Origin of the sequence: Dendronalium phyllosphericum CENA369 (assembly GCF_016056275.1) — a bacterium.
GTDB classification, from domain to species: Bacteria; Cyanobacteriota; Cyanobacteriia; order Cyanobacteriales; family Nostocaceae; genus Dendronalium; species Dendronalium phyllosphericum.
Genome location: NZ_JAECZA010000290.1, coordinates 13,777 through 28,350, shown reverse-complemented (window position 1 = coordinate 28,350; position 14,574 = coordinate 13,777). Strand labels below are relative to the sequence as shown.

General features: G+C 41.5%; 9 protein-coding genes. 6 read left to right on the top strand and 3 right to left on the bottom strand.

What is annotated here, in order from left to right; all coding sequences use genetic code 11:
* Positions 1 to 202 precede the first annotated feature (202 nt).
* Entirely contained in the window at positions 203 to 2,902 is a 2,700-nt protein-coding gene (locus I8752_RS32835) for a zinc-dependent metalloprotease (protein WP_214436359.1), read from the top strand.
* Positions 2,903 to 2,983: 81 nt separating this feature from the next.
* Here the strand turns inward: I8752_RS32835 and I8752_RS32830 are convergent, their stop codons facing one another.
* The 3 genes from I8752_RS32830 to hmpF all read right to left on the bottom strand — a co-directional run bounded on the left by I8752_RS32830 (position 2,984) and on the right by hmpF (position 5,888).
* Positions 2,984 to 3,313, bottom strand: coding sequence for a type II toxin-antitoxin system HicB family antitoxin (locus tag I8752_RS32830; protein ID WP_214436358.1), 330 nt, complete (start codon positions 3,311 to 3,313; stop codon positions 2,984 to 2,986).
* Positions 3,300 to 3,569, bottom strand: coding sequence for a toxin HicA (locus I8752_RS32825; protein WP_214436357.1), 270 nt, complete (start codon positions 3,567 to 3,569; stop codon positions 3,300 to 3,302). The genes I8752_RS32830 and I8752_RS32825 overlap by 14 nt, the downstream gene beginning before the upstream one ends.
* Before the next feature lie 558 nt (positions 3,570 to 4,127).
* Positions 4,128 to 5,888: a pilus motility taxis protein HmpF gene (gene hmpF / locus I8752_RS32820; RefSeq protein ID WP_214436356.1), complete on the bottom strand. Its 1,761-nt coding sequence runs from the start codon at positions 5,886 to 5,888 to the stop codon at positions 4,128 to 4,130.
* A gap of 598 nt (positions 5,889 to 6,486) precedes the next feature.
* Here hmpF and I8752_RS32815 point away from each other — a divergent pair.
* The 5 genes from I8752_RS32815 to I8752_RS32795 all read left to right on the top strand — a co-directional run.
* The gene (locus tag I8752_RS32815) at positions 6,487 to 7,689 is read left to right on the top strand and encodes a response regulator (RefSeq protein WP_214436355.1); all 1,203 of its coding nucleotides are present in this window, start codon (positions 6,487 to 6,489) and stop codon (positions 7,687 to 7,689) included.
* A gap of 192 nt (positions 7,690 to 7,881) precedes the next feature.
* Entirely contained in the window at positions 7,882 to 8,247 is a 366-nt protein-coding gene (locus tag I8752_RS32810) for a response regulator transcription factor (protein ID WP_214436354.1), read from the top strand.
* A 13-nt stretch (positions 8,248 to 8,260) separates the two neighbouring features.
* Positions 8,261 to 8,791 carry a chemotaxis protein CheW gene (locus tag I8752_RS32805; protein ID WP_214436353.1) on the top strand — a complete coding sequence of 177 codons (531 nt, stop codon included), beginning with the start codon at positions 8,261 to 8,263 and terminating at the stop codon, positions 8,789 to 8,791.
* A gap of 16 nt (positions 8,792 to 8,807) precedes the next feature.
* Entirely contained in the window at positions 8,808 to 11,753 is a 2,946-nt protein-coding gene (locus tag I8752_RS32800) for a methyl-accepting chemotaxis protein (protein WP_214436352.1), read from the top strand.
* A 108-nt stretch (positions 11,754 to 11,861) separates the two neighbouring features.
* The coding region (locus I8752_RS32795) for an Hpt domain-containing protein (RefSeq protein ID WP_214436351.1) at positions 11,862 to 14,574 on the top strand (2,713 nt) is incomplete at its 3' end.

Here is a 14,574-nt window from a genome sequence, read left to right as displayed (position 1 = left end):
GCCAAGATATAGTTCTAAAACAAGTATCTTTAGTTTGGCAAACCATCTATCTTAAGACATAAATATTTATATGAGTTATTTTCTTTTGCAAATGGATAATGCTTGCAAAGCTCCAATGTTTTAAGTAGTTAAGAAGCTTGCTAAAACAGCATTAACTATATTTCCCTTGACACAATAACTGCTTCAGGTGGAAAGCCAAAGGATGAAAGACTGGATACTAAAATTAGTAATTGCGGCATTATTTTTGTATAACCTGTTGTTTGGTAATAATTACGCACAAGCCAATCAACTTGCTCATATTGATGTCCAGCAACTAGATATACTTCCAGTAATTGAAAATTTAGCAAGTGCTGACAATCTAGGGGAAAGTAGAAAAGAAGATTGGCGACGATTTCGGGAGATAGTCAAAGGGACAGAGAAATTAGAGGGGCTATTTACACTTTATAGCAGTGAAGATTTCAACAAAATTTACTTAGAAATTCAACCAGATCAGTTAAACAAAGATTACCTAGCCACAGTAACATTAGAATCAGGTATAGGTGAAAGCGGTATTTATAGTGGATTGCCGCTTGCTGATTTCTTGTTCTACTTTCGGCGAGTAAATAATAATTTACACTTTGTGATTCGTAATGTGAAATTTCGCGCCGAATCAAATAAACCAGAACAGCGATCGCTTGCTCGTTCATTTAGCGACTCAGTTCTTTATTCACTCGAAATAGACACTATCGATCCGCATAGTAAAAATATTTTAATTAACCTGGAAGACCTGTTAATGAATGATTTTCCCGGATTAACGCCTTTATTAAAATACTCTCTACAAGCAGATTACCACTTGGAAACAAGCAAATCTTATTTTGGTAATGTTAACAGCTTTTCCGAAAACGTAGAAATTGATTCGATTTACGGTTTTTCATCGCTAGAAGGCTCGGATTTAGTTTCTTTGCCCGATAGTAGGGCACTCAGTTTGCAAGTACACTACAGTTTTTCTCAACTGAGAGAAAACAACGGTTACATTCCGAGACTAGCTGATGACAGAGTTGGATATTTTATTACTGCCTTCCAAGATTTTTCTCAAAATAACGCTCAAGAACAATTTGTACGATATATCAATCGTTGGCATCTCGAACCATCCGACCCGAATGCACCCATATCTCCACCCAAAAAGCCGATTGTGTTTTGGATTGAAAATGCTGTGCCCTTTGAGTACCGCAACGCAATTCGGGAAGGAATCTTGATGTGGAACAAAGCATTTGAAAAAGCAGGATTCAAAAATGCTCTTGAAGTGCGGCAAATGCCAGATGATGCTGATTGGCAACCAGCAGATGTACGCTACAACACTATTCGTTGGTTCAATTCTTTAGATGCAGGTTTTGCCAGAGGGCCAGCGCGTGTCAACCCACTTACCGGAGAAATATTGGACGCAGATATTATCGTAGATGCCAACATGCTGCGCTCAATTCAGCAAGGCTATCGCGCAATCATAGAAGTCAATTCTTCAGTAGAGACGAAGCCATGTCAACAGCAGCAGGTTTCTTTACCTACACCCTTTTTCTCTTCCGACTTCTGCTACGGTGCTGAATCGTCAAATCAAGCAGCTATCGGGGCGTTGACGTTGTCACTTTTGCAAAACGCTACGCCAACTAGTGAAGCAATCAAGGAATACGTACATCAATATTTACGTTCTCTGATTGCTCACGAAGTTGGGCACACTCTCGGTTTGCGCCATAACTTTCACGGCAGCACTATGTTAGCGCCTGATGAATTAAATAACACTGTAATTACTCAATCTAAAGGTTTAGCAGGTTCGGTAATGGACTATCTGCCCCCGAACATAGCGCCACAGGGAATAGAGCAAGGTGACTATTTTCCGGGAGTTGTTGGGCCGTATGATGAATGGGCAATTGAGTATGGTTATAAAAAAATTCCTCAGACAGCACAGGAAGTTATTCTTCCAGAAGCGGAAAAAAGTTTTTTAGAAGAAATTGCTTTAGTATCGCCTCAGCCAGAATTATCATACGCAACTGATGAAGATATTTGGGACATCAATCCTCTAGCAAATATCTGGGATATGAGTAGCGATGTGCTAGTTTATTCCCAGTGGCAAATGGATAATGCTCGCGTCATGTGGCAACGCCTTGACAAACATTATCTATCACCAGGAGAAAGCTATAGTAACCTGCGCGTCTTATTCAATAGAGTACTGTATTACTATTTTCGTAATGCCACTTTGCTATCTAAATACATTGGTGGACAATCATTTCGCCGTCTCCATGTCAGTAATGATACTTCCTGGGCATTTGTACCAGTTTCACTGTTAAAACAACGTCAGGCATTGGCGAAGTTACAAGAATATGTTTTTGCTGAGGATGCTTTCAGGTTTTCACCGCAATTGTTGAATCAGCTAGCACCGTCGCGTTGGCAACATTGGGGTAGCCCTGTACTCGATAATCGCCTTGATTATCCGATTCACGATCGCATTTTAAGATTCCAAACAGAAGTATTACGATCGCTATTAGATTGCGATCGCTTAAATCGTTTACAAGATATAGAATTAAAAACCCTACCCGGTCAAGCCCTCTCCATACCAGAACTATTCGACACCCTGCAAAAAGGCATCTGGACAGAAGTTTTAGCCCCAGAAAAACCACAGTCAATTTCTAGCATTCGCCGTTCATTGCAACGAGAACATCTAAATATTTTGCTAGAGATGGCGTTGCGTACTACTGATGCCCCTGAAGATGGACGTACACTAGCTTGGTATGAATTGCGCCAGCTACAAAAAGCTATTGACAGCAACTTAAAACAACTTAGTAAAACCCTTGATATTTACACACTAGCCCACTTGGAAGTTTCTAGCGATCGCATCGCCAAAGCATTAAATGCCCAATTGCTATCCAATTGAAAGAGGCAATATAAAAACACTGCCAGCTACTCAGAAGAGTTTTTTAGCTGATAGTGTTTAATATTAGTCAATAAGAGGCTTTTAGCGACAAGCAAGTTTTAGATTTACATAGCGATTTAAGCTGACATTTTCCTCTGCTGCTTCTATGGCTAGCTTCCGATGAAGTTCTGGAGGTATACGAACCTGAAATTTACCACTATAGTTTTTTTCTGCAATAGGTTCTGGAATCGTTTCGCCATTCGCTTCCATATCTGCCACTACATCTTTTACTAGGTTTACAATACCTTCAAGTGTGGCAGCACGGCTCTCATGAAGATAGGACAAACTAGGAAATTCAGTACATAGACCAACATACTCTCGATCTTCGCTTGACCAAGTAACTTTATATGTATAGCGGTCATAGTTCTTCATCTTCTATTTCCTCTATTTTCTCGATTTTCTTAATTGCCTCCAAAACCTGCTTGACTTGATATACCTTGGCTTTTCCATTCTTTTCTTGAATGTTGACACGCGGATCTCCAGCCCAAGGGGTTTTGTAAACATAATGGCTCGTTCCTTCCTGTCTAGGCTCTCCAAAGTAATGATTACAAATCTTTACTAAATCAGTAAAGTTTACATCTTTGGGATTGTTTTTTATTTGAGCAAGAAGTTTTTCTATTTTTGCCATACGTTTATACCAAGTTGCTGTCAGATAAGTAGAAAGAGAAAGTTTCTCCAAAATGACATGTTAAAAGCAGCTTGGTATTGCTTTACGTTAATAATAGTATCAATAATGGTACTATGTCAAGTATTGGTAGTAGTACCATTACACTAATTCAAACAGGGTATATCAAGAAAAGAATTCTGTGAAATTGCCACCGAAATAGAGGAAAAGCGATCGCATGAAATGCTTATCCAGCAGTGCAATCGCGCTTTGTGATGCTGCTTTCTTCCTCACAGAGATATTGTGATATGTGAATATCACGACATTGAAAGAAAAGCGGCTAAACGTCAGTAGATCAAAATTTTTTCTCAAAGACGCGGTAGGGGCGTACAGCTAGCTATACGCCCTTACTAAAAACCTGTACTATAAGCAACTGAGAACTACTAGTTCACCACGCAAATATTGACAGGTGTAGGCTCTTAAAAGGGGAAAGGGGAAGGGTTTTAAACCTTTACCCCTTACCCCTTACCCTTTTCCCCTCTGTCAAAAAGACTTTGGCAGACTACTACTACATTTATAATGTTATGACGCTAGCAATTCTGGCTGAGATATTAAACTCTGGAGAGTCTGGCGCATTTCACTAATAGTTTGGAGTTGATAATCACCAGTTTCTTGAACGTGAGCCAAAGATTCCCCAATTGCTTGCAACTTCTGCCGCAGACCATCTAAAGAATCCTGAATTGGTTGCAATGTTTCTTGATAGAGATTCACTCGACTCCAACATTCAGCTGTTGCTGTCCGCAAGGATAGCAAGTTTGCTTCCATCTGTTTGAGTTCTTGCTGTTTTTCCTGTTGCTCGTGGGTTTGATTGTCAATCATTCCTTGATCTAGCTCAATTGCAGCCCGCATCTGCTCAATCTCACGTTCCAGCTTTTGTAGTTCTTGCGATTGTTGTTGTCTGTGGGTTTCAAGTTGCAAAAGAATCGGCCCCAAATCAATTTGGTTATCTTCTTCTGTATCGGTAACAGGATTTCCTTGCCGCCGTGACAATACAGCTTGATGTTGCTTGATTAACTTCTGCCGCTGGAGCAAACTGCGCCGTTGTCCGATCAAGCTGGAGTTTAGCATTTGGTAGTGGTCTTTTTCATCTGCTAGTTCCATTTCCAAATTGATTTGGTCGCGATCGGGTGCTTGACTAATTTTAGTTTGCAGTTCTTCTATGGCTTGTTGCTTGTATATTAATTCTTGTTCTTGATCGTGGACAAAGCTAGAATCTATTTCCAACTTTTTCAACAAGTCTTGCACGAGCTTTTGCAGTTCTTCCAGAGGCATTTTTTCCAAAGCTTCTACATCAACTTTCTCGCTTGGAACCACACCACCAGAAGTAGCAGCCAAAGAATGAATCTGTTGACATAACTCTTCTTGAGATTGCAAATGCTCTTTCACTATCCGCGCATACTCTTGCTTGCTAGCAAGCGCTGCTGTGTTTACTTTCAATTGGGCTGTTTGCTGCCCTAGAGAATCGTGTGCTTGTTGCCACACATTTTGGCGATCGCTATATGCTTGCAGCAGGCGATCGACTTCCTCTTGCTGTTGAGTCGCTACAGTTTTCTGCTGCTCTAGTTGTTGCCAATGTGGATTTAGGGTAGCTTGCTGGCTTTCAACCGATGCCAATGCGAGGTGCAGATGTTCTCTGACTTTTTCTGTGGGAGCAACACGGCTAGACAAGCGATCGAGTAAATCGCTCATCACCCGACTTTGCTCCTCATCCAAAACCGTTCCTTGTTGACACTCTGCTTGCCGTTCTTCAAGGCGACGCTGTTCGCCCCGCAAATGCTCCCAAGCTCCCTCTAGTTCCTGACGATTCCGTTCAATTTCTGCTTGCAACTTTTCAATCTGCTCGCGGGATGTATCAACTTCCTGCTTTTGCGACTCTAGCTGATGAAATTCTTCCTCCATTTGCTGTAGCTGTTCTAACCGTGCTTCCATGTCCATTTCACGGCGATTCATCTCTTGCGCCTGAAACGTCAGCGACTCCTTCCATTGGTCAATCTCGTCTTCCTTGAGTTTAAATTTTTCTAATTGACGAGAAAAATTTTGCAAAATATTAACTAACGGTCGTCCAGCCTCTTGAATCCGTTGTACTTGACGGTTCGGATTCAGTTCTACCAGTACCAACGCACCATCATTTAATTTGCTTGCTTCTTCAGCGGCAATTACTTCTTCCGACACAGTACTCCAATTCTGGTCGGTTCGCTGACAAGCTAGCAGTTTCAGTTCGGTTTTGGAACTACCACCCAGTAAGCCGCCTTTCTGCTTTTGTACTTCTGCTAAATACAGCACACCGTTTGTCCTTTTGTGTACTTCATGTCAATGTTTTAGAATATACCTTAGATAATTCTGTTCACCTGTCGATACCAACTTGGAATTTGAGATTTTGGATTGAAAGTCTTTACTAAAAACCTGTTCCAGAAATCTCAAAAAATACTATTTATTTCGATTTAGTATGATTTCACCTTAGTTTGGCAAAACAAGACAGACAAAACTATTTATAGACGCAAGATATTACGTCTTGATATTTATAAAAACGATTCGCTCGCGCCTTTATATTTTCTACTGATGAGAGTGATGATGACTTCCGTGGTATCACTAGCTTTGTCAAAATGTATTACGAAAATTTACAGTTAGTATCTGAATGTATCCCCTGATAAAGACTGGTTACAAAGGAAATAAGATTTTGAGTACTCCATACCAAATTAGGATAGCTAGTATTGTTTGAGGTTTTTGTAACAGCCTTTTGGTAAAGACTTTCAATCCAAAATCTCAAATCAAAATCTCAAAAAAGTATCATCCGTCATCCGCCTGCTTGAAACATAGAAAAATTGACGGGCACAATTAACAAAGAATACAAACGGATTTATAAGGAGCACTGTCAAGCTAAATGCGAGGAAATTTAAGTGAAATTGATATTCGCAGTATTCTGCAATTGATTGAGTTAGGGCAGCGAACTGGGCAACTGCTAGTGGAAACCAGCTTTCACAACAGCGACAAACTTACAAAAGATGAGGCAGTCAGACATCGCCATACCCAAAACTATAAAAGACAATCTTGGTTCGCCTTTTTCCGCAACGGTCAAATTATCTATTGCCAAGAAGGCGAGAGTAATTTGTTACGGATTGATGATTACTTACGTCATTACCGAGTTGAAATGCGGCTTGAAGAAAAGCAACTGGCCTCCCTAGGATTACAGAGTGCGCGAGAATACGGCTATCTCTGGGCACTCCTAGAAAGAAATATTATCAACCCTAAAATAGCTCAAAATATCATCCACCATTTAGTGCATGAAACACTCTTTGATTTATTGAGTTTACATCAGGGTAATTTTATTTTCCTTCAAGATGCTGCGCTTGCCCCGCAACTAACTAGTTTAGAGATTGCTCCTTTAGTGGCTACAATTACACAGCAAGTACAGGAATGGAAGCAGCTATATCCACATATTCAGTCTCCCGAACAGTTACCGATACTCGCTGACATAGTTCAACTCAACTCCTCACTACCGACGGCAACTGTAAGTAAACTACAACAATGGGCAGATGGTAAAACATCCTTACGCCAACTAGCTCGCCATCTCAACCGAGATATTTTGACAGTTGCTAAGGCAATATATCCATACGTGCAACAGGGTTGGCTCCAACTTGTAGATTCAGTGGCAAATAACTCAAAGACACATAAGCAATCTACAGGGATGCAGGACAAGCAGAGAATGCGGATAGTATGTATTGACGATACAACAACTATTGGTGAAACTGTAGAGTCTATCTTAAAGGCTCAGGGGTATGAAGCGATCGCTTTAAGTAATCCCCTAGAGGCGCTTAGTCTGATTTTTAGATTACAACCAGATTTAATTTTATGCGACATTGCCATGCCGGAATTGGATGGTTATGAAATTTGTGCCATGCTACGACAATCAACAGCGTTTCGGTTTGTACCGATTATCATGCTGACTGGTAAAGATGGATTTATCGATCGAGTCAGAGCTAACATGGTCGGCGCAACAGATTATTTAACCAAGCCGTTTGGAGACACTGAGTTATTAATGCTAGTAGAAAAATATATAAAGGTACAGTCCTATGCGAGGACATAAACGAGATCGAAGACTTGTTGATTCTTAAAAGATAGAGTAAAAAATGTTATCACAGAATCAGTCAAGTCCACTACAACGTTATTATTCAGTAAATTAGTGAACAATAGATATTATTTTATACAGTAAATAGTTATGGGAGATCGGGGAATGTTCCAAAGAGGAACGTCTACATCAGGAGGTAGATAAGCATTTATGAGTACAGTTCTGATTGTGGAAGACAGTATCGCACAAAGGGAGATGATTACAGACCTCCTGAAAGCAAGTGGCTTAAAAGTCACCCATGCCAGTGACGGAGTAGAAGCATTGGAGGCAATTCAAACTGCACCTCCTGATTTAGTGGTATTGGATATTGTCATGCCCCGGATGAACGGCTACGAGGTGTGCCGTCGCTTAAAATCCGATCCAAAAACCCAAAATGTCCCCGTGGTCATGTGTTCTTCCAAAGGTGAAGAATTTGACCGCTACTGGGGTATGAAGCAAGGTGCGGATGCCTACATAGCCAAACCGTTTCAACCAACAGAGTTGGTAGGAACAGTCAAACAACTGCTGCGAGGATAAGGATGAAAACAATATGGTCAGCAAGCCGGACTTTTTAAGTGGCAGTGGTCAAGACCACTTCCGTCCTGAATTACAAGTAGAAAGTCCTGAGGGTGAATTACACTTGCGCTTTTACATACCCTCGCATCAGGAGTTTGCCCTACCAGCAACTGGCATCAGAGAAGTCATGGAACTGAGTCCTGATAGAATCACCCCGATTCCTAATGCTTCTCCTTTACTTTTGGGTACTCTAAATTTACGAGGTCGAGTAATCTGGGTGGCTGATTTGGGTCAATTTCTTGGGGAAGCAACTCCGTTAAATACAGATCGAGCAGAGATTCCGGTGATTGCTATTGAAGAACAAGACACAATTGTGGGTTTAGCAGTGGACGAAATTGGTGGTATGGACTGGCTGGATGTACAGCACTTGATGCCACCCACTAATCTACCTGATACTATGGCTCCTTTTTTACGTGGAGAATGGTTAATAGGTGCTAAAAACAATCAGTGTTTACGACTGCTCGATCAAATGGCAATTGTACGGAGTGCGAGGTGGGCAGGATGAAATCGGGAGAGAGGAAATGGCAGCAAGTATAGATGATTACCTCGAAACATATCAGCAGGCTTGTACAGCCTACGCGCAACAGGACTATGAAGTTGCGGCTAATTTAGTCGATCGGGTGGTGCAAAACGTACCAGACGATCCAAACTGCCATTTATTGAGGGGTCATATTTACTACGTTTTGCAGCAATATGATGTAGCAAAAGCAGAATATCAAGCAGTGTTGCAATTGAGTGACAATCCCGAAATTATTGGTTTTGCTAATAACGGTCTTGAAAGCATTAATCAATACCAACAACCATTAGAGGAACCGTTTGCTAATGTCGATAATAGCGAACAAAATCCGATAAATCTCACAGGAATATCAGATACTCTGGATTCTAGCAACCTAGAGTTAGAAGATTTAGGAACATTTGACGATTTGGATAGCAACAGCTTTGATTTGAATTCCTTCGAGCGGGAGCCAAAAACTGCGGACTTAGAAGAGCCTTCCCTAGATAATCCATTTGCAATCCCTACAGACAGTGTTTCATTTAATCAAACTTTAGATTCGTCAGAAACTTTAGGTGACGATCCTTTTGCTTTAAATCAACGCTTAGACGAACAAGAATCAAACGCCAACGTTTGGGAAAAGCAAACAGAATTGGAATTACCAATTTTCTGGCAGGAAGATAGTTCAGAAGAAAGTTTTGATGAACCAGAAATTAATAGCAATTTCCTTGATAGCAGTGCAAATGCTATTAGTGAAAAATCTCTAGAGCAGAACAATAGTATTAATTCACCTTTTGCGGAAATTAATTTACCAACTAACAATAGCTCGGAAAAAAGTTCCGAGTTTGTAGAAGAAAACTATCAGCAATCAAGTATGGCAGGTAGGGAATTGAAAATGAATAATCTGCCAGATGAAACTGTACTGCTGGAAAAAGAAGAACTTCATAGCAGTTCAACCCAAACTAATAAATTCCAATACAATAGCCAAGATACCTTCTCAAACTCGGATAGTAATTGGATACAGCAGCTAGAAGAAAAAGAAAAATATTCAGAACCGCCTTCATCTTTGAACGGACACTTTTCTTTGAAAGACCAGCAGATAAGAGCAGATACAACAGGAAATACGAATAACTTTGATGCTGATGAAGGTTTTGATTTTGAAGCTTTTGAATCTGCCTTTGGCTCAGAGGAGTTCTCTGGGGATGAAGACACAAACAGTATAATAAATAGACAAAATGCTAAAAGCAATATTGAGTTTTTAGATGATTTTGATGAATTCGACGATTTAGGAAATATCCCTGGGTTTGACTTGGCAGAAGGAGACTCTAGCTTTGATGACGTGGCAATGCTTTCCAGTGAAATGGAAATCGGTAACAGTCCGCGCAAAAAGTCTATAGAAGCTACTACCAATAATGCAGCAAGCGATCGCGATGACGAACTATTTTCCATCACTGGTTCTCATACTGGCGCACAAGAAGCAGTGCCAGTTTTTACCCAGACCGATGTCTCGAAGCTAGAACCCAATGTCAGCATTGAGCAGGGTTGGTTAGCACCATTAGAGAATGCTCCCCTAGATATGAAACCCTGGTTCGTCGCTGGAACTGTGGGCGTTTTCTCGGCGCTAGTTGTAGCCACAGTCAGCTTTGCAGCCACCACCTTTTCTCCACCCCAACAACGGGAAGCAGTACGAAATACAGGCTGGGCCATGTCCTTGGCAGCTGGGATTGCCGGATTTTCCACTGCCGCCTTTATGGGAAATCTCACACTCAAGCAAATTCGCCGCACAACCAAGGATTTGCAAGCTCAATTTGATGCAGTTCGTCAAGGGGATCTCAACGTTCAAGCTACAGTATATTCCGAAGATGAATTGGGGCTACTAGCTACTGGCTTTAACGAAATGGCGCGAGTAATTTTCTCAACCACCAATGAAGCTCAACGCAAAGCCGACGAACAAGAGGAAGCCAAAGAAAACCTGCAACGCCAAGTGATTCGCTTATTGGACGATGTGGAAGGAGCTGCTAGAGGAGATTTAACAGTCCAAGCAGAAGTGACAGCCGACGTACTGGGAGCCGTTGCCGATGCTTTTAACCTGACAATTCAAAACCTGCGAGATATTGTACAACAGGTAAAAGTAGCAGCCAAAGAAGTAACAAAAGGTGCAACCAATTCCGAAACTTTTGCTAGAGCCTTATCTAGTGATGCTTTGCGACAAGCAGAAGAGTTGGCAGTAACCTTGAATTCCGTACAGGTGATGACCGACTCGATTCAGCGGGTAGCAGAAGCCGCGCGGGAAGCTGAAACTGTGGCTCGTGATGCCAGCACCATTGCCCTCAAAGGTGGAGAAGCAGTGGAAAATACTGTAGCAGGGATTTTAGAAATTCGAGAAACTGTAGCTGAAACTACCCGAAAGGTGAAACGGCTAGCAGAATCTTCTCAAGAAATTTCTAAGATTGTGGCATTGATTTCGCAGATTGCCTCCCGCACCAACTTACTAGCACTCAATGCTAGTATTGAGGCGGCACGGGCAGGAGAAGCCGGACGCGGGTTTGCAATTGTAGCAGATGAAGTGCGCCAGTTAGCGGACAAATCTGCTAAATCGTTGAAAGAAATTGAACAAATTGTGATGCAAATCCAAAGCGAAACAGGCTCCGTGATGACCGCAATGGAAGAAGGCACACAACAAGTAATTAAAGGCACAAAATTAGCAGAAGAAGCCAAGCGATCGCTAGAGAATATCATTCAAGTAGCGAATCGGATTGATACTCTCGTGCGTTCAATTACCAGCGATACAGTAGAACAAACGGAAACTTCCCGCGCCGTTGCTCACGTCATGCAATCAGTAGAATTAACAGCCCAAGAAACCTCCCAGGAAGCGCAGCGAGTTTCTGGTGCCCTACAAAACTTAGTGGGTGTCTCCCGTGACTTGATTGCCTCCGTTGAACGTTTCCGATTGGAAACACTTGAATCCAAGTAAATCAAAATTAAGAGTGAGGAGTTAGGAGTTAAGAGTGAATAAAAATCACAACTCGTAACTCAGAACTCAGAACTCAGCACTCAAAACTCAGCACTCAAAACTTTTATTATGCTGCCGGAACAACAACAGCGGATTTTAGGTTACTTTATTGAAGAAGCTAGAGACCACCTGAACACGATTGAACAGGGGTTGCTGAATCTCGAAAGTACCTTGAACGACCCGGAAATGGTTAATGAAGTTTTCCGGGCGGCTCACTCTATCAAAGGAGGAGCGGCAATGCTAGGCCTAAGTAGCATTCAGCATACCTCCCACCGTCTGGAAGATTGTTTCAAAGTTCTCAAAGAGCATCCGGTTAAAATTGACCAAAAGTTAGAGTCTTTATTTCTTGGGGTATCCGACACCCTTAAGTCACTGTTAGAGCATTTGAGCGGCCCCTTTGGTCTATCGGAAGAAGCCGCTAATACTCTGATGTCAGAAGCAGAGCCAGTCTTTAAATGGCTATACGAGCATCTCGATTTACTGGTACAACAAGGAATCAATGGTGGCGATAGTTCTGCAACAGAAATACAAACAATTCCAGTTGATAATGTCAGCACGCTCACGGAGCTTTTCTTGCGGCGGGATATTCCCGATCTGGAAGACAATACTCATAACAATTGTGCAGAAATACCTGTCTCCATAGCATCTCAGGCAGAGCGTTTGCCAGTCAATCCCAGAGAAAATCGGGATTGGGCTGAGTTTCAAACCCAAGTGTTACAGGCACTGCGGGAAATGTTGCAACTGTTTAAGCAAAAAACCACACCCGAATCTCGGCAAAATCTTCAGCAATGCTGTCACCAGTTGGTCAAACTTGGCGAGACATGGAATTTACCCAATTGGTGTAGTTTATGCGAAGCAGCGGCTAATGCGATCGCTAATCCCGACAATACTTATCTGACTTTAGCTAAGATCGTCATCACTGAAATTAAGCAAGCTCAAGAATTAGTTCTCCAAAATAGGGAAGCTGAAATTGTAATTAGTCAGCAATTAGAAGGACTCTTAAGCTTTCCAGAAATTGATTTGTTAGAAATAACTACAGATTTACTGGATGAGCGGCTAGCTACGATCGCAGAACCAGCGCCAGACTTATCTACAAACACCGCAATATTTGATGAAGTATTGCCTGCTACAACCAATAATTTTGCCAGTGATGCTACTGTTTTCCAACCAACAGACAGCATAACTAGCTTAACAGAATTATCCGAGCAACTTAACTCAAATCAGGATATTCAAGTAGCAACAGAAAGTACTGTCTCTGCTAATCTCTTTTTTGGGAGTGAAGATGATGCACATTTTAGCAATAGAAGTACCGATCACCACGGCCCAGAGGTAGGATTAGCTGAGTTAAATACACTTGCTGATTTGTTTGAAGGTGAAACCCCCGAATTAGATGAAAACTGGCAACAAGAGGAAGTTCTAGATATTGCTGGTGTTAGTCAATTGGGAATTGGAATCAACGCAAGCAATATTGAGGATACTGATAGCGATTTAGCAGATTTCCTCTCATTTGATGAAGATATAAACAGCGATGAGCCTCAAATCAGCGCCACGACAACAGAAGACTTGAATTTATTATTTGGCGACAACTTCCTAGAAAAAGAGAATTCAGAACCACAAACTTCAACATCTGCCGCAATTGCTGACGATCTCTTACAGGAATTTGTCGAAATTACTCGTGAATCACAGCCATCAGTTGTAGAGATTGCCTCAAAAGATGTAGTAAACGACTTATTAGCGATCGCATTTGATGAAAATGAAGCATTGGCGCTAGGTGAAGTAACTCAACCAGAAACTGAGATTATTAGTAGTATCGAACTCTCCACCAGCCAGCAAAACAGTTTTGATGAGTTATTTGAAGCAACTGCAAGTACAGATAGCGTGGAGGCAATTCGCTCGCCCCAGCCAGATACCGCATCTTTAGACAATTTGTTTACTAATCTAGAAGAAAATACGGCATCGCCTCCGAACGAATCAGAAATTAGCGATTTATTTGCTGCATCACCTACAACGCCAAAAGAATTTTCTCAGACAGATGACGATTTGAGCAACTTCTGGAATCAGACAACCGCAGCAGAACAACAGTCAGAATTTGACTCTGAATTCGAGCAGGATGTAGCAAAAGCCTTAGAAGAGAGTTTGTTTGCAGCAGCAGCTTCGGGTGAGATTTTTGGCGAAATTCCGCAGTCAACACCATCGCCCACCACAAGTTCTGATATAGAAGATTTCGCTCTCGCTTTCCAGCAGCCACAGCCGCCGCTAGATTTGAGTTTACCAGCGGATAGTGGAGATGATTTATTTGAGGAATTAGCAGCAACCAACTCAACAATTTCTCCTACCGTTGAAGATGGCGATCTTTCTTTGCTAGAAATTCGTAGTTTTTCACAAGAACCTGAAGCTTTAGATTTCATCCCCGAATTTACCAATCAGCCCACAGGTAACTCTTTTATAGATTCTCCTCAAACATCTGCTGATTTAGAAATTGATTTGTTTGAGACTCTCGACGCAAATAGTAATCAGAATTTGCAAATCCCCTTTGAGGATATAGGCGCTACATATAATTCAGTTGAAATTCAGCAGGAAACTACAGAAAATCTGGTTGGAGATGATTTATTTACTACAGAAAATACTTTAGAGATAAATCTTGGCGAAACCTCAGATTTACAACAGTTGCCATCTAATTCAGAGATTCAAGAATTTAACATTGATGCTAGCCAAGAAGCGCTCGCTCCGATTTCCGAAATAGCAGAACTGAGTTTAGTTGATGAATTATTTGGCTCTGAAA

Excerpts from the sequence above, each read along its gene's own strand:
- I8752_RS32805 (WP_214436353.1), top strand. The coding sequence starts at position 8,261 with ATGGTCAGCAAGCCGGACTTTTTAAGTGGCAGTGGTCAAGACCACTTC.
- I8752_RS32810 (WP_214436354.1), top strand. The coding sequence starts at position 7,882 with ATGAGTACAGTTCTGATTGTGGAAGACAGTATCGCACAAAGGGAGATG.
- I8752_RS32825 (WP_214436357.1), bottom strand. The coding sequence starts at position 3,569 with ATGGCAAAAATAGAAAAACTTCTTGCTCAAATAAAAAACAATCCCAAA.
- I8752_RS32830 (WP_214436358.1), bottom strand. The coding sequence starts at position 3,313 with ATGAAGAACTATGACCGCTATACATATAAAGTTACTTGGTCAAGCGAA.
- I8752_RS32835 (WP_214436359.1), top strand. The coding sequence starts at position 203 with ATGAAAGACTGGATACTAAAATTAGTAATTGCGGCATTATTTTTGTAT.
- I8752_RS32815 (WP_214436355.1), top strand. The coding sequence starts at position 6,487 with ATGCGAGGAAATTTAAGTGAAATTGATATTCGCAGTATTCTGCAATTG.
- I8752_RS32800 (WP_214436352.1), top strand. The coding sequence starts at position 8,808 with ATGGCAGCAAGTATAGATGATTACCTCGAAACATATCAGCAGGCTTGT.